The sequence below is a fragment of the Streptomyces sp. AC550_RSS872 genome, assembly GCF_019049285.1.
Lineage (GTDB): Bacteria > Actinomycetota > Actinomycetes > Streptomycetales > Streptomycetaceae > Streptomyces.
The window spans coordinates 21,514-40,703 of sequence record NZ_JAGMUL010000051.1 but is presented as its reverse complement, the minus strand read 5'-3'; the positions used below and the strand labels follow the sequence as shown (position 1 = coordinate 40,703).

Here is a 19,190-nt window from a genome sequence, read left to right as displayed (position 1 = left end):
GCAGGGCCCCGTGACGGGCGCGGGGCTGTAGTCGATGTGCGGCTACCGCCGCGTGGGCGCGACCAGCCACAACGTCGACGCAGACGCACGACGACAAGCCGCGGCACAAATAGCGGAGCGCCTAGTGGCCGCGCTCGGCCCCACCATTCACCTGAATGATCTGCGAGGTGATGTGCCCGGCGGCGTGGGACGCCAGCCAGTGCAGGGTCGCGGCGACGTCCCCGGGCGTGGCCGCCCGCCCGGTCGAGGTCTCCGCGACCAGCCGCTCGCGCCGTGCCTCGTCCATCGCGCCGCCGAAGAACTCGGTGTCCTCGACATAGCCGGGCGCGACCACGTTCACGGTGATCCCCCGCGGTCCCAACTGCCGGGCCAGAGCATGGGCGTACGGATGCAGCGCGGCCTTCGACCCCGCGTACGCCACGCTGCCGGACCCCCGGAAGGCGGCGATGGAGCTGATGAACAGCACCCGTCCGCCGGGGTCGGCGAGCCGGTCCTTCAGCGCCTCGGTGAGCAGGGCCGCGGTCAGGGTGTTGAGGCCGAAGTTGAGCGTCCAGCTGTGCAGGACGACGTCGAGGGGCTCGTCGCTGTCCACCTCGGGCTCCAGATGGCCGGCGCCTCCCGCGCTGTGGATCAGTACGTCCACGGTGCCGAACTCCGCCGCCACGAACCGCTCCACGCCCCGCACGGCGCGCGGCCGGCTCAGGTCCGCCGCACAGGTGAGGGCACCGGGCACGCCGGCCCGCTCCAGCACCTCGGCGCGCCGCCCCAGCAGCAGCACCTGATCCCCGTCCGCCGCGAACAGCTGCGCCGTCGCGAGCCCGATTCCCGTACCGCCACCACTGATCACCACGTTGCGAGCCATGACCAGAGCGTACGAAGTCAGGGTCGCCGTCGGCGGGATCACCGCAGGCTGCGCACGTCCAAATGCCGCAGCACCCGGTCGACCACCTCCGGATCGGCCCCCGGCTCGCTGCGGGCCGCGAGCACCTCGTGCCGCGCCGCGCTCAGCAGCTCGCTCTGGATCCGCCGCACCCGCTTCAGCCGCCGTACCCGCTGCTGATGCGCCTCCCTGCGCTCCTCCTCACCCATGTCCGGGCTGATCCGCACCCCGATCTCGAAGGCCCGTCGCAGCATCTGCTCGGACAGCTCCTCGGGCAGGTCCTCGACGGCCTCGATCTCCTTCAGCCTCCGCTTCGCCGCCCGCGCCGCCCGCACCGCCAGCTGCTTCTCGAACTCCTTCTCGCGCGCGCTGTCGGCCCGCACCCCGAGCCGCTTCACCAGCCACGGCAGGGTCAGTCCTTGCAGCACCAGCGTCGCCATGATCACGCCGAACGCGATGAAGACGATCTCGTCCCGGTCTGGGAACGGGGCGCCCGAGTCGGTCTCCAGCGGAACGGCCAGCGCCAGCGCCACCGAGGCCACGCCACGCATCCCCGACCACCACATCACGACGGTCTCCCGCCGGCTCATCGGGATCTCCTCGTCGACGTCCCGCTTGGCGTGCATCCGCTTGGTGAGCCAGGTCGCCGGCAGCAGATACAGCAGCCGCACCAGGACGACGACGCACACGATCGCGGCCGCCCAGCCGAGCATCTCGTCCCAGCGCCCGGACGCCGTGCGTACCGCGTTGTGCAGTTCGAGCCCGATCAGGCCGAAGGCGACACCGGTGACCAGCGTGTCGACGATGTCCCAGAACGTGTGTCCGGCCAGCCGCGTCATCACGTCGTCGGCGTCGGTGGCGTACTCGGCGAGGAACAGGGCGGTGATCAGCACGGCGAGCACGCCGGAGCCGTGGAGTTCCTCGGCCATCACGTACGAGGCGTACGGCACGAGCAGCGAGAGACCGATCTGAAGGGTCGGGTCCCCGAGCAGGTCCATCAGCTTGTTGGCGCCCCAGCCGAGCGCGAGCCCGACGGCCGGCGCCACCACGGCGGAGAGCACCAGGTCGAGTCCGACCTGCCAGGGGGAGAAGGTGCCGCTCACGGCGGCGGCGATGGCCACGTGGTACAGCACGATGGCCGTCACGTCGTTGAAGAGCCCCTCGCCCTCCAGGATGGACACCAGCCGCCGGGGCAGCCCGAGTTGGCCGGCCGCGGCGGTGGCAGCGACCGGGTCGGGCGGCGCGACGAGCGCGCCGAGCGCCACGGCGGCGGCGATCGGCAGCCCCGGCACGATCGCGTGGGCGGTCGCGGCCACACACAGCGTCGTGACGAAGACCAGCGCCACGGCGAGCAGGAAGATGGGCCGCACTCCCCCACTGCCTTAAAGGCGTGGGGGGACCCCCAGCCGCGAACTGCCGCCAGGAGGTCCGCCGTACGGCGGCGTAGAGCAGGGGCGGCAACAGCAGCGGCAGGATCAGGTCCGGCGGAACCTCGACGTTCGGCACGAACTCGAGCAGCGCGAGCACGATCCCGAGCAGCGTCATCAGCACCGGTGCCGGCAGCCCCAGCCGGTCCCCCACCGGGACACTCACCACGGCCCCGAGTAACAGCACGAACAGCAGGGCCAACTGATCCACGGTCAGCGCTCCGGGCGGGTCGACGTCCTCACAACAGGTCTCAAGCCTGCCGCGCCGGTTTTCCCACCAGCGTTTACGGACCCTCGGCTACAGAGCGCGCCGCATCGCCCGGTGCGGTATCCCCGCGTCGGGGAACTCCGGCCCGTAGGCCACGTATCCCAGCCGCTCGTAGAAGCCCAGGGCATGTGTCTGCGCGTGCAGGTCCACGGCCGTGAGCCCACGCGCGCGTGCCGCGTCCTCGATGGCCCGCACCAGGGCCGCGCCGACGCCGAGGCCACGCGCCGCCTGCGTCACGGCGAGCCGCCCCAGCGAGCCCACCGACGCATCGCCGTCGGCCTTCGCCGCGGCCGCCTCGCCGTACAGCAGCCGCCCGGTCCCGAGCGGCAGCCCGTCCTCCCGGACGGCCAGCACATGCACGGCGTCGGCGTCGTAGGCGTCGTACTCGATCTCCTGCGGAACACCCTGTTCGACAACGAAGACCTCCTTGCGCACCGCGAAGCAGGCCTCGCGGTCGGCGGGGTCCTCGGCGACGCGCACCGCGTACCGGGTGGACGGCGACGGCGGACTCACGCGTATGTCTCCTCGCGGACCTGGTCCAGGGCCTTTTGGAGGTCGGCCGGGTAGTCGCTCTCGAACTCGGCCCACTGCCCGTCCCCGGGGTGCTCGAAGCCGAGCCGTACGGCGTGCAGCCACTGGCGGGTCAGCCGGAGGCGCTTGGCGAGCGTCGGGTCGGCGCCGTAGGTCAGGTCGCCGACGCAGGGGTGGCGGTGGGCGGCCATGTGGACGCGGATCTGGTGGGTGCGGCCGGTCTCCAGCTTCACGTCGAGCAGTGAGGCCGCGCGAAACGCCTCGATGAGGTCGTAGTGCGTGATGGACGGCTTGCCCTCGGCGGTGACGGCCCACTTGTAGTCGTGGTGGGGGTGGCGGCCGATGGGTGCGTCGATGGTGCCGCTGGTCGGGTCGGGGTGGCCCTGGACCAGGGTGTGGTACCGCTTGTCGACCGTGCGCTCCTTGAACTGGCGCTTGAGCGACGTGTACGCGTACTCGGACTTGGCGACGACCATCAGCCCGGACGTGCCCACGTCGAGCCGGTGCACGATGCCCTGGCGCTCGGCGGCACCGGAGGTCGAGATCCGGTACCCGGCGGCGGCGAGCCCGCCGATGACGGTCGGCCCCGACCAGCCCGGCGACGGATGGGCGGCGACCCCGACGGGCTTGACGATCACGACCACGTCATCGTCGTCGTGCACGATCTCCATGCCCTCGACCGGCTCGGCGACGATCTGCACCGGCGCGGGCGCGCCCGGCATCTCCACCTCCAGCCAGGCCCCGCCGCGGACCCGCTCGGACTTGCCGACCACGGTGCCGTCGACCTGGACCTTGCCCGCCCCGGCCAGCTCGGCCGCCTTGGTCCTGGAGAAGCCGAACATGCGGGAGATGGCGGCGTCGACGCGCTCGCCCTCCAGGCCGTCGGGCACGGGCAGGGTACGGATCTCGGGAATCGTGCTCACCCGTCGAGTATGCCGGACGGGGCGGACAGCCCCGTACGGAGCCTGTGGACAACCGCCGCCCGGCCGCTGCCCGCCTCAGTCCTTGTGGACGGTCCCGTCGGGGTCCAGCCCCTTGAAGGACAGCAGCACGATCAGGATGCCGCCGCACACGATCGCCGAGTCGGCCAGGTTGAACACGGCGAAGTGCTTGGGCGCGATGAAGTCCACGACCGCGCCCTCGAAGACGCCCGGCGAACGGAAGATCCGGTCGGTGAGGTTGCCGAGGGCGCCGCCGAGCAGCAGGCCGAGCGCGATGGCCCAGGGCAGGCTGTACAGCTTGCGGGCGAGCCGGGCGATCACCACGATCACGGCCGCCGCGATCACCGTGAAGATCACGGTGAAGGCCTCGCCGAAACCGAAGGCCGCGCCCGCGTTGCGGATCGCCTCGAACTTCAGCCAGTCACCGATGATCTCGATCGGCGGGTGGTGCTCCAGCTTGGCGACCACGATCATCTTGCTGACCAGGTCGAGGGCGTACGCGAACGCTGCGACGCCGAACAGCACGGCGATCCGGCGCCTGCCCCGGGGCCGCTCGGCCGCGGTGTCCTTCGCGTGCCCGGCGGCCTGCTCCGGCTCGGCTCCCGCCGCCTCTGGGGTATCCGGCGTACCGATGATGCGCTCCGCCTCTGCCACGTGAGTCCCTCAACCTAGGTACCTGACTGAGGACGAGAGTACGACACGTCCGGGGGCACCCGCCTACCGGTCAGTACCGGCGTTCTTGCTTCTGTTTGCACTCGACGCACAGGGTCGCGCGCGGGAAGGCCTGCATCCGTGCCTTGCCGATCGGGTTGCCGCAGTTCTCGCAGAGGCCGTAGGTGCCCGCGTCGAGCCGCTCCAGGGCGCGTTCGGTCTGGGTGAGCATCTCGCGCGCGTTGGCGGCGAGCGCCAGTTCGTGCTCGCGCGTGATGTTCTTGGCGCCGGTGTCCGCCTGGTCGTCGCCGGCTCCGTCCCCGGAGTCCCGCATGAGGCCGACGAGGGACTGCTCGGAGGAGGTGATCTCCTCGCGCAGCCGCGTCTCCTCGGCCTGTAGCTCGGCGCGCGCCTCCTCGACCTCCTCCGGGGTCCAGGGGTCCTCACCGGGGCGCACCGCGAGTTCGCCGGGCTCCACCGCGGCGATGCGTGCCTTGGGAACGGCGGTCTTGGCCGCCGTGGCCGTGCCAGGAGTCTTCTTCGCAACCACCGTCGTGGCTCCCGTCTGCTCCGCGGCCTGCGCCGCGCCCGCCTTCTTGGCCCTGCCCTCGGCGACCCCACGCACCCCAGCCGCCCGCACCTCGCCCGCCCCACCCTCCGCCGAGCCCTTCACTACCGCGCTGCTCCTCGCCGAGCCCTTCACTACCGCCCCACCCTCCGCCGAGCCCTTCACTGCCGCGCTGCTCCTCGCCGAGCCTTTCCCCTCGACGCCCTTCCTTGCCGAGCCCTTCTCCGCGACGCTCACTTCGGCCGCGCTTCCCCCTCCCGAACCCTGCCTTGCCGAGCTCACCTCGGACCCGCTCTCCCCCACCGAACCCTTCTCCACCGCGCTTACCTTGGCCGAGCGCTTCCCTGCCGAACCCTTCTCCACCGCGCTCACCTTGGCCGAGCGCTTCCCCACCGAACCCTTCTCCGCCGCGCTCACCTCGACCGAGCGCTTCCCCACCGAACCCTTCTCCACCGCGCTCACCTCGACCGAACGCTTCCCCACCGACCCCTTCTCCACCGCGCTCACCTCGGCCGAACGCTTCCCTGCCGAACCCTTCTCCGCCGCGCTCACCTTGGCGGTGCGCTTGCCGGCCGCGCCCTTCTCGACCGGACTCACCTTGGCCGCGCCCCCCTGACCACCGGCCCCCCTTTTCCGAGACGCCTTCTGACCGGCAGCTTCCTTTGCGTCGGCCACCTTCGCAGTCGCCTTCTTGGCAGCACTTTCCTTGGCTGTGTCCTTCTTGGCGGCACCTTCCTCAGCGGCAGCCTTCCTTGCCGCCGCTCCCTTTGCCGTACCCCTCTTGGCCGCCGCCTCCACCGTCTTCTCGTCGGTGCCCTTCCCGGCGTCGGACTTGTCGGCGCTCGCCTTGGCCGCCGCCCTCCTCGCCGAGGCCTTCTCGCCGCCGCCCTTCTTGGTGGTGGTCTTCGATACGGCCGCTTCTCCACCGCCCGCCTCGGGAGCGGTCACCTTGCCGCCCGCCGTAGAGGCCCCCGTCCTGCCGCCCGCCGCCTTGTCCGCCCCCCGCACCGCCTTCAGCGGTTTCCCGTCCCGCGCCCGCGCCGCACCCCCCTGCGCGCTCTTCTTCCCACCCACGTCCTTGGCCGCGCCACCGGAAGCCCCCGCACCACCGGACATACCCACTTCACCCGCGGCACCCGCGGCATCGGACACACCAGCAACACCAGCAGTCCCCGCACTCACCGACACACCGGCACCACGTGAGGCACGAGCACCACCGGACACACCCACACCATCGGAGGCCCCCATACCGTCGGCGGCACCCACCCCGGCCCTCACCCCGCCGGAGGCGCCCGCATGGATGGACCTGCCCGACGCCGACTGCTGTTCGGCGGTCTTCTTAGCCACCATGCCGCGGCCCCTTCACATATTGTGATCTTGCTCGCGAATCGTGCTGGGACGATAAATCGACTTGAGTCCCGCGGCAACGGGGCACACCGCCCGATTCGCCCGCCTCGCGCATGCAGCGCGGGAGACCTGCAACCGTTGTGCCCAGCTCCCCGCCGGGTATGCAATCGAGCCGGACGTCCCAGAATCCGAACACGCGTACCGCTCCATTCGGGTCACCCGGCCGGCACACCCCGGCCACCCCCGGCCGCCGGAAAACCGGTCGGCCGCTGTCCTCGGGGCGCCGTACACTGGGCGGAGCGAAAAGCGTGGATGGGGACGAGTAGCGACGTACGCAGCCCAGAGCGACCCGGGGACGGTGGAAGCCCGGGGGCGAGCGCGACGTGAAGATCACCCCGGAGCCGTCGGAAGAAAGCCGCAGCCAAACAGCAGCGGCCAGTAGAACCGGCATCGCGACCCCAATGAGGGGGCTCGCCGACGCACACCCCGTGTCGGAGGGCCAAGGAGGGTGGTACCGCGGGAGCGCGCCGAAACCGGCGTAGGAAGACACGGCTCTCGTCCCTCCGGACGGAAGGCAGCAAGTCCGCCGGAGGAAGCCCGCTGATGACAACGCCGACGTACCGCCAGGTACCCGCCCAGGTCGACCTGCCCGCCCTCGAGCACGCGGTGCTCGACTTCTGGCGCGAGCAGAAGATCTTCGCCAAGAGCCTGGAGCAGTCCGAGGGCCGCCCCGAGTGGGTGTTCTACGAGGGCCCGCCCACCGCCAACGGCATGCCCGGCGCCCACCACATCGAGGCCCGCGTCTTCAAGGACGTCTTCCCCCGCTTCCGCACCATGCGCGGCTACCACGTGGCCCGCAAGGCCGGCTGGGACTGCCACGGCCTCCCGGTCGAGCTGACCGTCGAGAAGGAGCTCGGCTTCAGCGGCAAGAAGGACATCGAAGCGTTCGGCATCGCCGAGTTCAACGCCAAGTGCCGCGAGTCCGTGCTGCGCCACACCGACGCCTTCGAAGCGCTCACGAACCGCATGGGCTACTGGGTCGACCTGAACGACGCCTACGTCACGATGGAACCCGAGTACATCGAGTCCGTCTGGTGGTCGCTCAAGGAGATCTTCAACAAGGGCCTGCTGGTCCAGGACCACCGCGTCGCCCCCTGGTGCCCCCGCTGCGGCACCGGCCTGTCCGACCACGAGCTGGCCCAGGGCTACGAGACGGTCGTGGACCCGTCTGTGTACGTCCGCTTCCCGCTCACCTCCGGTCCGCTCGCCGGCGAGGCCGCCCTCCTGGTGTGGACGACGACCCCCTGGACCCTGGTGTCCAACACCGCCGTGGCCGCCCACCCCGACGTGACCTACGTCGTCGCGACCAACGGCGAGGAGAAGCTCGTCGTCGCCGAGCCGCTCGTCGCCAAGGCCCTCGGCGAGGGCTGGGAGACCACCGGCCAGTCCTTCACCGGCGCCGAGATGGAGCGCTGGACGTATCAGCGCCCCTTCGACCTGGTCGAGTTCCCGGCACCCGCCCACTACGTGGTCAACGCCGAGTACGTCACGACCGAGGACGGCACGGGTCTGGTCCACCAGTCCCCCGCCTTCGGTGAGGACGACCTCAAGGTCTGCCGCGCGTACGACCTGCCCGTCGTGAACCCGGTCCGCCCCGACGGCACCTTCGAGGAGGAGGTCCCGCTGGTCGGCGGCGTCTTCTTCAAGAAGGCCGACGAAAAGCTCACCGAGGACCTCCAGCAGCGCGGCCTGCTCTTCAAGCACATCGCGTACGAGCACAGCTACCCGCACTGCTGGCGCTGCCACACCGCGCTCCTCTACTACGCGCAGCCGTCCTGGTACATCCGCACCACGGCCGTGAAGGACCGCCTCCTTGAGGAGAACGAGAAGACCAACTGGTTCCCGGACACGGTCAAGCACGGCCGCTTCGGCGACTGGCTGAACAACAACATCGACTGGGCGCTGTCCCGCAACCGCTACTGGGGCACCCCGCTGCCGATCTGGCGCTGCGAGGACGACCACCTCACCTGCGTAGGCTCCCGCGCGGAGCTCACCGAGCTGACCGGCACCGACCAGGCGAACCTGGACCCGCACCGCCCGTACATCGACGACGTCACCTTCGCCTGCCGCCACGACGGCTGCGGCAAGACGGCCACGCGCGTGCCGGAGGTCATCGACGCGTGGTACGACTCGGGTTCGATGCCGTTCGCGCAGTGGGGCTACCCGCACAAGAACCGGGAGCTCTTCGAGAGCCGCTACCCGGCGCAGTTCATCAGCGAGGCGATCGACCAGACCCGCGGCTGGTTCTACACGCTGATGGCGATCGGCACGCTGGTCTTCGACAAGTCGTCGTACGAGAACGTCGTCTGCCTCGGCCACATCCTGGCCGAGGACGGCCGCAAGATGTCCAAGCACCTGGGCAACACCCTGGACCCGATCCCGCTGATGGACCGGCACGGCGCCGACGCGGTGCGCTGGTTCATGGCGGCCGGCGGCTCCCCGTGGGCGGCACGCCGCGTGGGCCACGGCACGATCCAGGAGGTCGTCCGCAAGACGCTCCTCACGTACTGGAACACGGTCGCCTTCCAGGCCCTGTACGCCCGTACGTCGAACTGGGCGCCCTCCGCCGCAGACCCGGCCCCGGCCGACCGCCCGGTCCTGGACCGCTGGCTGCTGTCCGAGCTGCACGCACTGACCGACCAGGTAACCCAGTCCCTGGAGGCGTACGACACCCAGCGCGCCGGCAAGCTGCTCTCGGCGTTCGTCGACGACCTGTCCAACTGGTACGTCCGCCGTTCCCGTCGCCGCTTCTGGCAGGGCGACAAGGCGGCGCTGCGCACCCTGCACGAGGTCGTCGAGACGGTCACCAAGCTGATGGCCCCGCTGACCCCGTTCATCACCGAGCGGGTCTGGCAGGACCTGATCGTCCCGGTGACCCCGGACGCGCCTGAGTCGGTACACCTGGCGTCCTGGCCGCAGGCGGACCTGTCGGCGATCGACCCGGAGCTGTCCAAGCAGATGGTCCTGGTCCGCCGGCTGGTCGAGCTGGGCCGTGCCACGCGCGCGGAGTCGGGCGTGAAGACGCGTCAGCCGCTGTCCCGTGCCCTGGTGGCGGCGACGGGCTTCGACTCCCTCGACCGCGAACTGCACACGCAGATCACGGAAGAGCTGAACGTCTCCTCCCTCGCGTCCCTCTCCGAGGTCGGCGGCAGCCTGGTGGACACCACCGCCAAGGCCAACTTCCGCGCCCTGGGCAAGCGTTTCGGCAAGCGCGTCCAGGACGTGGCGAAGGCCGTCGCGGGCGCGGACGCCGCGGCGCTGTCCCTGGCCCTGCGCGAGGGCACGGCATCGGTGGAGGTCGACGGCGAGACGGTCACCCTCGCTCCGGACGAGGTGATCATCACCGAGACCCCGCGCGAGGGCTGGTCCGTGGCGTCCGACTCGGGTGCGACGGTCGCCCTGGACCTGGAGATCACGGAGGAGCTGCGCCGCGCGGGCCTGGCCCGTGACGCGATCCGCCTGATCCAGGAGGCCCGCAAGAACAGCGGCCTGGACGTGGCCGACCGCATCGCCCTGCGCTGGACGGCGACCGACCAGGCGACCGCCGCGGCGCTGGCCGAGCACGCCGAGCTCATCGCCGACGAGGTCCTCGCCACGGACTTCGCCCAGGGCGAGGCGGACGACAGCTACGGCTCCCCGTTCGAGGACGAGGGCCTGACCCTGACGTTCCGCCTGCGCAAGGCGTAGTCACACACCCCGCGCGCGTAGCAGGCCCGGGCCGCCAAAAAATCTTGGCCGGCCCGGGCCTTCGGCGTTGTGTACGTCGGACACCGCATCCGATCCCCGAACAAACACCGCAAACGCCATGAACACGCGTAGCAAAAGGGCGGGGCCCCGGATCGAAATCCGGGGCCCCGCCCTGAACGCTGCCGACGCCTACGGCGTACTACCAACCGTCAGTTGTCGTCCTCGTCGATGAGGAACCCGCGCATCGGCGAGGGAGCCTGGCCCATCGGGGACGGACCCTGCGGCCGGACCGGTGCCATGGGCTGGGTCATCGCCGGGGACATCTGCTGCTGACCGCCGTAGGACGGAGCAGCCGGAGACGGGGCGCCGCCCATCGTCTGGTTGCCGCCGTAGGACGGGGCGCTCGCGCCGGCCGGTGCCATGGAAGGCGCCGGGGACGGCGGGAGGGACGCCGTGGCCGGGGTCCGCGGCGGGGCGAGCGAGTCGTCCGCCTGGGTCTCCAGCTGGCGCAGCTGCGACTCGAGGTAGGACTTCAGCCGCGTGCGGTACTCGCGCTCGAAGCCGCGCAGGTCCTCTACCTTGCGCTCCAGCGTGGCGCGGGCGGACTCCAGGGAGCCCATCGCGACGCGGTGCTTCTCCTGCGCGTCCCGCTCCAGGGCGTCAGCCTTGGCACGGGCGTCACGCTCAAGACCCTCGGCACGCGAACGCGCCTCGCCGACGATCTTGTTGGCCTCGGAACGAGCCTCGGCGATCGCCTGGTCGGCGGTCTGCTGGGCCAGCGAGAGGACACGGGCGGCGCTGTCGCCACCGGGGCCACCCTGACCCGGGCCGCCCATGGGACCACCCATAGGACCGCCCATCGGGCCACCCATCTGCTGCTGCATCGGGGGCTGGCCCATCGGCCCCGGACCCTGGCCCATCGGACCGGGACCCTGCGGGCCACCCTGACCGCCGGGACCGGCGGGCAGCTGCGGAGCACCGCTGGGCAGCTGGGGCGGGCCTCCCATGGGGCCGCCCATCTGCTGCTGCGGCGGGCCCGATATGCCGGCGGGCACAGGAGCGCCGGGACCGCGCATGCCCTGCTGAGGCATGCCGCCCTGCTGGGGCATGCCGCCCTGCTGCTGGTCCTGCGGACCGCCGGGGCCCTCCGGGGGCTTGCGCATGTTCTGCTGGTTCTGCGCAGCGGCGCGCGTGGCCGCGGCCAGCTTGGCGCGCAGGTCCTCGTTCTCGCGGAGCAGTCGCGTCAGTTCGGCTTCGACCTCATCGAGGAAGGCATCGACCTCGTCCTCGTCATAGCCTTCTCGGAGGCGGACGGTCGTGAACTGCTTGTTCCGCACGTCCTCGGGGGTCAACGGCATCTCTTCACCTCAACGTTGTCGTCGGCAGTCGGCAAGACCGTATCTGTCACATCGCTCACATCGCGCTCCGCACGAGCGTGATCAGGATGTAGACGATGATCATCAGTACGAAGAAGGACAGGTCGAGCGCCACGCCCCCGAGACGCAGCGGCGGGATGACCCGCCGCAGAAGCTTGAGCGGTGGATCAGTGACAGTGTAGGTGGCCTCCAGAACGACCACCATCGCCTTGCCGGGTTGCCACGAGCGGGCGAACTGGAAGACGTAGTCCATGACCAACCGGAAGATAAGCACGATGAGGAAGACCATCAGCGCGATGTAGAGAACCTGCAAGACCACGCTCATGACTGGTGCTTCCCTCTCCCCTGTTCCCTGATCCGTGCGGTTGTTTCCGGTGGTGCGTCTCAGCTCTGGTTGAAGAACCCGCCCTCTGCGATACGGGCCTTGTCCTCCGCCGTGACATCGACGTTAGCAGGAGACAACAGGAACACCTTCTGCGTCACCCGCTCGATGCTGCCGTGAAGACCAAACACCAAACCAGCCGCAAAGTCGACAAGTCGCTTCGCGTCTGTGTCATCCATCTCAGTCAGATTCATGATCACCGGGGTGCCTTCACGGAAGTGTTCCCCGATGGTACGGGCCTCGTTGTAGGTCCGCGGGTGAAGTGTGGTGATCCGGTACGGCTCTCGTTCCGACACGACCTTGGGCATGATCACCGGTGCGTTCTTCTCCAGGCTTGCGCGTTCTTGTGTGATGGACGCCACGGGCGCGATGCGCGCCGGGCGGCCGGATTCCGCGGGTAGCGAAGTCGATCGAGCCACGGGTTCACGCGGCGCGGGCGGCTGCACGATTCGCACCTCTTCGTCCCTTTGGGACTGATGTGCACTGTGCGACTGATGTGACGGCTCGTGCCGTCGATGATCCCGCTCGGGCTCCGGGTCCAGTTCGGGCTCGAAGTCGTCGTCGGGGTCGAACCCCCGGCCGTCGTACCCATCGTCCTCCACGAGGCCGAGGTAGACCGCCATCTTGCGCATCGCGCCGGCCATGCTCTGAGTCCTCCGCTCTGTGGTGGATCGACTGCCAAGTGCCCGCGATCCACGCGGTCGTTACGCCCGCCTTTCGGCGACATTGACCATATTTTCTGCTGTGGTCCGACTTCCTGGCGACGTTACCCGAGCCTGGGGCGGACTCCGAGTACCGCAGTGCCGACGCGCACATGTGTCGCACCGGCCGCCACGGCCTCTTCGAGGTCTGCACTCATCCCTGCCGAGACCATGTTCGCAGCCGGATGAGCTCGGCGCAGGTCCGTCGACAAATCCATCAACCGCTCGAACGCCGCCTGTTGGCGCCCCGCGTACTCCCCGCTGAGCGGAGCCACGGTCATGAGCCCGTCGAGCCTGAGCCCGGGGGCCTTCGCGACGAGGTCGGCCAACTCTTCGATCCCGCCCGGCGCCACACCACCCCTCTCGCCCCTCTCACTGGCTCCCGCGTCCAGCGCCACCTGGATCAGACAGCCGACCTCACGCTCCTGCCGTACGGCCTCCTTCGACAGGGCCGTCACCAGCTTGGAACGATCGACGGACTGCACGAGATCCGCGTAACCGACCACAGATCGCACTTTGTTGGTCTGGAGTTGGCCGACAAAATGCCACGCAAGGGGCAGATCCGAACATTCGGCGGCCTTCGGTGCCGCGTCCTGATCGCGGTTCTCGGCGACATGGCGCACACCGAGTTCCGACAGCATCCGCACATCGCTCGCGGGATAGGTCTTGGTGACCACGATCAGGGTCACCTCCTCGCGGGCGCGCCCGGCCGCCGCGCACGCCGCGGCGATACGGTCCTCCACCTTCGCCAGGTTCGCGGCGAGTTCGTCCTTACGGTCCGTCATGTCCATTCAGTCCAGCCATACATAGCCCGCGAGCCGACCGGTGGTGCGGTCGCGGCGGTACGAGAAGTGGTCGCGCGACTCCAGCGTGCAGACCGGCGACTGCTCCCGGTCGCGCACCCCGAGGCGCCCGAGCTGGGCGTGCACTCCGGCGGCCACGTCCACCGCGGGCGTGCCCCAACTCGTCTCGGCGTACGCCGTCGGCTCCACGGCGGCCACTTCGGCGCGCATCGCCTCGGGCACCTCGTAGCACCGTCCGCAGACGGCAGGGCCGGTGCGGGCGATGATCCGGGACGGCTCGGCACCCAGGTCCGTCATCGCGCGTAGCGCGGCCGGGACGACCCCGGCGATCATGCCGGGCCGTCCCGCGTGTGCCGCGCCGACGATCCCGGCGACCGGGTCGGCCAGCAGGACCGGCACGCAGTCGGCGGTGAGTACGGCAAGGGCGAGGCCCCGTTGCGCCGTGACGATCGCGTCGACGTCCGGCACCGGACGATCACGCCATGGTCCGTCGACCACGACGACGTCCGCCCCGTGCACCTGGTTCATCCAGACGACCTCGCCCGGGCCGAGCCCAAGGGACTTGGCGGCGAGTTCGCGGTTGGTCAGTACGGCTCCCGGGTCGTCACCGACCGCGCCGCCGAGGTTGAGCTCCTCATACGGAGCGGCGCTCACCCCGCCCCACCGGTCGGTGAAGGCGAAGTGCGCGCCGCTCACGGTGTCGCGCTGTCCTATCACGTCTGAAGGATCACTTAAGGAAGTCCGGAACGTCCAGTTCCTCCGCCGCGCTGTCGGCGTAGGTCCGCGACGGCGGGACCGGCGGGGCGACCGGGATGTCGTTCGCCGGCTCGGGCGCGGACTCCGGCTCCTCCTTCGGCGTGACGCTGCCGAGCGAGCCGAAGGACGGGCGGCTCTCGGCCGGCCGTACCGGGGTGGGCTCCTCACGGCGGGCCGGGGACGAGGAAGGGGAAGAGGAGGAGGACGACGAGGTCGAACCGAGGACGTTGTCCCGCCGGGCCGGCGGCTGGCCTCCGTCGAAGCCGGCCGCGATCACGGTGACCCGGACCTCGTCGCCGAGGGCGTCATCGATGACCGCGCCGAAGATGATGTTGGCCTCGGGGTGGGCGGCCTCGCTGACCAGCTGGGCCGCCTCGTTGATCTCGAACAGGCCGAGGTCGGAACCACCGGAGATGGAGAGCAGCACGCCCCGGGCGCCGTCGATGGAGGCTTCCAGCAGCGGCGAGGAGATCGCCATCTCGGCCGCGGCCACCGCGCGGTCGTCGCCGCGGGCCGAGCCGATGCCCATGAGAGCCGAACCGGCCTCGGACATGACCGACTTGACGTCGGCGAAGTCGAGGTTGATGAGGCCCGGGGTGGTGATGAGGTCGGTGATGCCCTGGACACCGGAGAGCAGGACCTGGTCGGCCGACTTGAAGGCGTCGAGGACCGAGACCTGGCGGTCCGAGATGGACAGCAGCCGGTCGTTCGGGATGACGATGAGGGTGTCGACCTCTTCGCGGAGCTCGGCGATGCCGTCCTCGGCCTGGTTGGCGCGGCGCCGTCCCTCGAAGGTGAACGGGCGCGTGACCACGCCGATGGTGAGGGCGCCAAGAGAGCGGGCGATATTGGCCACGACGGGCGCGCCGCCGGTCCCGGTGCCGCCGCCTTCACCGGCCGTCACGAAGACCATGTCGGCCCCCTTGAGGACCTCTTCGATCTCCTCGCGGTGGTCCTCGGCGGCCTTGCGGCCGACGGCCGGGTTGGCTCCGGCGCCGAGTCCGCGGGTGAGTTCACGGCCGACGTCGAGCTTGACGTCGGCGTCGCTCATCAACAGAGCTTGCGCGTCGGTGTTGATGGCGATGAACTCGACGCCCTTGAGACCGACCTCGATCATCCGGTTGATGGCATTGACACCACCGCCGCCGACACCGATGACTTTGATGACTGCGAGGTAGTTCTGCGGTGCTGCCACGTCGAAGGCCTCTCGCCTCGAGTTACGGGTCGTCGGATCACGAGAGGCTGTGCTTCGTGAACCGCGACTGATGCCGAATGGGACGGTCCGTAGCGCCGACCCGAACCCTAACCCTGAAGTTTAGGGTTACCAGTGTGTCTGTTCCTTGAAGTCTTCTGAACAGGACACTAAGTCGACAAGTGGCGCACGTTCAACGAACACGCCGAACCTCCCGTTTTTCTTTTCACCCTATGTGATCAGCCATGTCGCTGCCCAACCAGGGTGCTGGCCTGCGCGGATGTGCGTCAACTCCCTGATGACGCAGGCGCGGTGGGAACGCTGACGTCGAAGTACCGCGCATCCGGCGAGGCTTTCATGAGAGCGGTGAGTGTGCGAGCCTTCGCATCCCCCTTCTCGCCACTCCCCCAGGCCACGGTTCGTCCGCCGGTCAAAGCCAGTGAGATGTCGTCGTAGGAACGGACCTTGACGACCTGGGTGTCGCGCGCGACGGCGTCCGGAAGGGCCCGGGCGACGCGCACCGCCTCCCGCACCAGTCGGCTCTCCCCGAAGCGGCGCAGGCTCGCGGCGGCGGAGCTCGACCGGGACGCCGTCAATTCCAGTGCGGGAACGCCTTTCGGAGCCTGAGAAACCGTGGCGAAACGGACGCCTTCCTTGTCCACTTCGACGAACTTTCCGTCCTTTTGGACAATCAGAACCGGAGTGCGCTCCGCCACTTTAAGGCCGATTCCATGCGGCCAGGAGCGAACCACGTCAACCACGTCAATTCGGGGCAATTCCTGGCGAAGCCGTGTCTCAATCGCGTCGGTGTCGACAGAAATCAGCGGCGCTCCCACCGGGACGTCGGCCACCTCCTGGACCTGTTCGGGCGTCAGAACCCGGGTCCCCGAGACGGATACGCGCTCGACACGCAGCCACTTGGAGCCGTACAGCAGCCACACGGAGCCCGCGCCGAGGAGGGCGAGCACGACAAGAAGGATGATGATCGCACGAAGTCTCGGCGTCGGCCTCAATCGCCGGGCGAGGGGCGGGTCGGACGACTCCTGCTGGCGTTCACCGCGCTCTGCGGTCGTCGGTCCGGCCACGCTCCCTGCCCTCCGTCATACGTTCCTAGCGGCGATGCGAGGCAATCGCCTCGTACACCATGCCGACGAGCAGGTCGTCGGCGTCCCGGCGGCCGAACTCGCTTGCGGCGCGGGACATCTCGTACAGCCGGTGCGGGTCGGCGAGCACGGGCAGGACGTTCTGCTGCACCCACTCGGGCGTGAGTTCCGCGTCGTCGACCAGCAGTCCGCCGCCGGCCTTGACCACCGGCTGGGCGTTGAGCCGCTGTTCGCCGTTGCCGATGGGCAGCGGGACATAGGCGGCCGGGAGTCCGACGGCGGAGAGTTCGGCGACGGTCATCGCGCCCGCACGGCAGAGCATCATGTCGGCCGCGGCGTACGCGAGGTCCATCCGGTCCACGTACGGTACCGGGATGTACGGGGGCATCCCCGGCATCTGGTGCACCTGCGGCAGTTCGTTCTTCGGCCCGACCGCGTGCAGGATCTGGATTCCGGCCTGCTGGAGCCAGGGCGCGACCTGCTGGACGACCTCGTTGAGGCGGCGGGCGCCCTGCGACCCGCCGGAGACCAGCAGCGTGGGCAGGTTCGGGTCGAGGCCGAACGCGGCGCGGGCCTCGGGGCGGACGGCGGCCCGGTCGAGAGTGGCGATGGTCCGGCGCAGCGGGATGCCGATGTAGCGCGAGTTGCGCAGCTTGCTGTCCGGAGTCGAGACGGCGACCTGGGCGGCGTACCGCGAACCGATCTTGTTGGCGAGGCCCGGGCGGGCGTTGGCCTCGTGGATCACGATCGGCACACCGAGGCGCTTGGCGGCGAGGTAGCCGGGCAGGGCGACGTAGCCGCCGAAGCCGACGACGGCGTCCGCCTTGGTGCGCTCCAGGATCTGCTCGGTCGCCTTGATCGTGCCGCGCAGCCGGCCCGGGACGGTGATCAGTTCGGGCGTGGGCTTGCGCGGCAGCGGCACGGCGGGGATCAGCGCGAGCTCGTAGCCCCGCTGCGGGACGAGCTTGGTCTCCAGGCCGCGCTCCGTGCCCAGGGCCGTGATTCCCACGGTCGGGTCCTGCCTGCGCAGGGCGTCCGCGAGGGCGAGCGCGGGCTCGATGTGGCCGGCGGTCCCCCCACCGGCGAGTACGACATGCACCGAAATTCACCGCTCTCCGGACGAGCGCGCCGCCGAGGCACGCCGTCGCATCGTGTTCCATCTCCGAGGCGGCCGGCCGGAGCCGGCGCCTCCCGCACGCTTTCTACCAAAGCGGGGTTGCCGCACGGAAAGCGCTGCCCGCGCAGCGGGCTCGTCGCGCGCGAACGCGATCAGCAGCCCGATGGCGAACATGGTCGGCAGCAGGGCGGATCCTCCGTAGGAGAACAGCGGAAGGGGGACGCCGGCGATCGGCAGCAGGCCGAGCACCGCACCGATGTTGATCACGGCTTGCGCGGTGATCCAGGTGGTCACACCTCCCGCGGCATACCTGACGAAGCGATCCTCCGTACGTCCGGCCACGCGGATACCCGCATAGCCTAGAGCCGCGAACAGGGCGAGCACCGACAGCGTCCCCGCCAGGCCCAGTTCCTCACCGGTGACGGCGAAGATGAAGTCGGTGTGGGCTTCGGGTAGTTGGCCCCATTTCTCCACGCTCGCACCCAGCCCGGAACCGAAGATTCCGCCGGAGGCGAGCGCGTAGATGCCGTGCACTGCCTGCCAGCAGTCGACAGGACCGGCCTGCGGCTCGGTGGCGCCCAGGCACTGAAGGCGGGCCATGCGGTTCTCGCTGGTCTTGATCAGGAGCAGGCCGATCAGGCCGGCCACCGACAGGACCCCCACGAACAGCCGGGTCGGCGCCCCGGCCAGCCACAACAGGCCGAACAGGATCGCCGACAGGACGATCGCCGTACCCATGTCGCCGCCGAGCATGATCAGCCCGAGCAGCATGAAGGCGACCGGCACGAGCGGCACCAGCATGTGCTTCCACTGCGTGAGCAGCTTCTTGTCCTCTTTGCGGGCGATCAGGTCCGCGCCCCACAGCACCAGCGCGAGCTTGCCGAACTCGCTGGGCTGGATCTGGAAGGAGCCGCCGAGGGCGATCCAGTTCTGGTTGCCGTTGACCGCGACTCCTATCCCGGGGACCTGCACCAGCGCCATCAGGAAGACGGCGCCCGCGAGGATCGGGTACGCCAGCGCCCGGTGCAACTTCACCGGCATCCGTGAGGCGGCGAACAGCAGACCGGCGCCGATCGCCGCGGCCAGCAGCTGCTTGCGGAAGAAGTACGACCCCGGCAGCGACATCTGCAATGCCTTGATCTGGGAGGCCGAGTAGACCATCACCAGACCGAGCACGGTGATCAGCAGGCTGCCGCCGAGGATCAGGTAGTACGCGGTCAGCGGCCGGTCCCAGGCCCGGTTCAGCCGGATGTAGAGCCGGCGTACGGCGCTGTCGTGCGGCGAGGGCCGGGGAGCGACGGGGCGCCGGACCGCGCGCTGGACGGGGGGTCGTCCCGTACGGCTACCGGGCATCGGCGCCCACCGCCTCGCCGTGGGAGTACGTATCGTCCGGCCACTTC

At 69.9% G+C, this 19,190-nt stretch carries 15 protein-coding genes and 1 pseudogene; 1 reads left to right on the top strand and 15 read right to left on the bottom strand.

Annotation, left to right across the window (positions count from 1 at the left end):
* Positions 1–121: 121 nt before the first annotated feature.
* From KUM44_RS21950 to KUM44_RS21925, 6 genes and pseudogenes are all read right to left on the bottom strand, one after another.
* Complete coding sequence (locus tag KUM44_RS21950) at positions 122–862, bottom strand: SDR family NAD(P)-dependent oxidoreductase (protein WP_217210156.1); 741 nt, start codon at positions 860–862, stop codon at positions 122–124.
* A 38-nt stretch (positions 863–900) separates the two neighbouring features.
* Positions 901–2,518 (bottom strand): annotated as a pseudogene (locus KUM44_RS21945) (Na+/H+ antiporter).
* 87 nt (positions 2,519–2,605) lie between these two features.
* Positions 2,606–3,088, bottom strand: coding sequence for a GNAT family N-acetyltransferase (locus KUM44_RS21940; RefSeq protein WP_217210154.1), 483 nt, complete (start codon positions 3,086–3,088; stop codon positions 2,606–2,608).
* Positions 3,085–4,029 carry an RluA family pseudouridine synthase gene (locus KUM44_RS21935; RefSeq protein WP_217210152.1) on the bottom strand — a complete coding sequence of 315 codons (945 nt, stop codon included), beginning with the start codon at positions 4,027–4,029 and terminating at the stop codon, positions 3,085–3,087. The genes KUM44_RS21940 and KUM44_RS21935 overlap by 4 nt, the downstream gene beginning before the upstream one ends.
* A 75-nt stretch (positions 4,030–4,104) precedes the next feature.
* A complete protein-coding gene (gene lspA, locus KUM44_RS21930; RefSeq protein WP_217210150.1) occupies positions 4,105–4,701 on the bottom strand; it encodes a signal peptidase II in 597 nt (198 codons plus the stop codon).
* A gap of 70 nt (positions 4,702–4,771) precedes the next feature.
* Positions 4,772–5,941, bottom strand: a complete 1,170-nt coding sequence (locus KUM44_RS21925; protein ID WP_374202060.1) for a TraR/DksA C4-type zinc finger protein — start codon at positions 5,939–5,941, stop codon at positions 4,772–4,774.
* A 1,275-nt stretch (positions 5,942–7,216) separates the two neighbouring features.
* Between KUM44_RS21925 and ileS the strand changes: the two genes are divergently transcribed.
* On the top strand, positions 7,217–10,360 hold the full coding sequence (gene ileS / locus KUM44_RS21920; protein WP_217210143.1) for an isoleucine--tRNA ligase: 3,144 nt from the start codon (positions 7,217–7,219) through the stop codon (positions 10,358–10,360).
* Between the two features lie 209 nt (positions 10,361–10,569).
* On the opposite strand, the gene KUM44_RS21915 is transcribed toward ileS, so the two are convergent.
* The 9 genes from KUM44_RS21915 to ftsW all read right to left on the bottom strand — a co-directional run bounded on the left by KUM44_RS21915 (position 10,570) and on the right by ftsW (position 19,143).
* Positions 10,570–11,718 carry a DivIVA domain-containing protein gene (locus KUM44_RS21915; protein WP_217210138.1) on the bottom strand — a complete coding sequence of 383 codons (1,149 nt, stop codon included), beginning with the start codon at positions 11,716–11,718 and terminating at the stop codon, positions 10,570–10,572.
* 55 nt (positions 11,719–11,773) lie between these two features.
* Positions 11,774–12,061 (bottom strand): YggT family protein, encoded by a 288-nt coding sequence (locus KUM44_RS21910; RefSeq protein WP_004001943.1) that lies wholly within the window; start codon positions 12,059–12,061, stop codon positions 11,774–11,776.
* A 59-nt stretch (positions 12,062–12,120) separates the two neighbouring features.
* On the bottom strand, positions 12,121–12,762 hold the full coding sequence (locus tag KUM44_RS21905; protein ID WP_030049252.1) for a cell division protein SepF: 642 nt from the start codon (positions 12,760–12,762) through the stop codon (positions 12,121–12,123).
* Between the two features lie 122 nt (positions 12,763–12,884).
* The gene (locus tag KUM44_RS21900) at positions 12,885–13,604 is read right to left on the bottom strand and encodes a YggS family pyridoxal phosphate-dependent enzyme (protein ID WP_217210132.1); all 720 of its coding nucleotides are present in this window, start codon (positions 13,602–13,604) and stop codon (positions 12,885–12,887) included.
* A gap of 6 nt (positions 13,605–13,610) precedes the next feature.
* A complete protein-coding gene (gene pgeF / locus KUM44_RS21895) occupies positions 13,611–14,339 on the bottom strand; it encodes a peptidoglycan editing factor PgeF (RefSeq protein WP_217210123.1) in 729 nt (242 codons plus the stop codon).
* A gap of 10 nt (positions 14,340–14,349) precedes the next feature.
* Positions 14,350–15,573 carry a cell division protein FtsZ gene (ftsZ, locus tag KUM44_RS21890; protein ID WP_217210118.1) on the bottom strand — a complete coding sequence of 408 codons (1,224 nt, stop codon included), beginning with the start codon at positions 15,571–15,573 and terminating at the stop codon, positions 14,350–14,352.
* A 284-nt stretch (positions 15,574–15,857) separates the two neighbouring features.
* Positions 15,858–16,655: an FtsQ-type POTRA domain-containing protein gene (locus KUM44_RS21885; protein WP_217210117.1), complete on the bottom strand. Its 798-nt coding sequence runs from the start codon at positions 16,653–16,655 to the stop codon at positions 15,858–15,860.
* Between the two features lie 25 nt (positions 16,656–16,680).
* Entirely contained in the window at positions 16,681–17,772 is a 1,092-nt protein-coding gene (gene murG / locus KUM44_RS21880; protein WP_030049257.1) for an undecaprenyldiphospho-muramoylpentapeptide beta-N-acetylglucosaminyltransferase, read from the bottom strand.
* Between the two features lie 6 nt (positions 17,773–17,778).
* Entirely contained in the window at positions 17,779–19,143 is a 1,365-nt protein-coding gene (gene ftsW, locus KUM44_RS21875; protein WP_217210110.1) for a putative lipid II flippase FtsW, read from the bottom strand.
* Positions 19,144–19,190 lie beyond the last annotated feature (47 nt).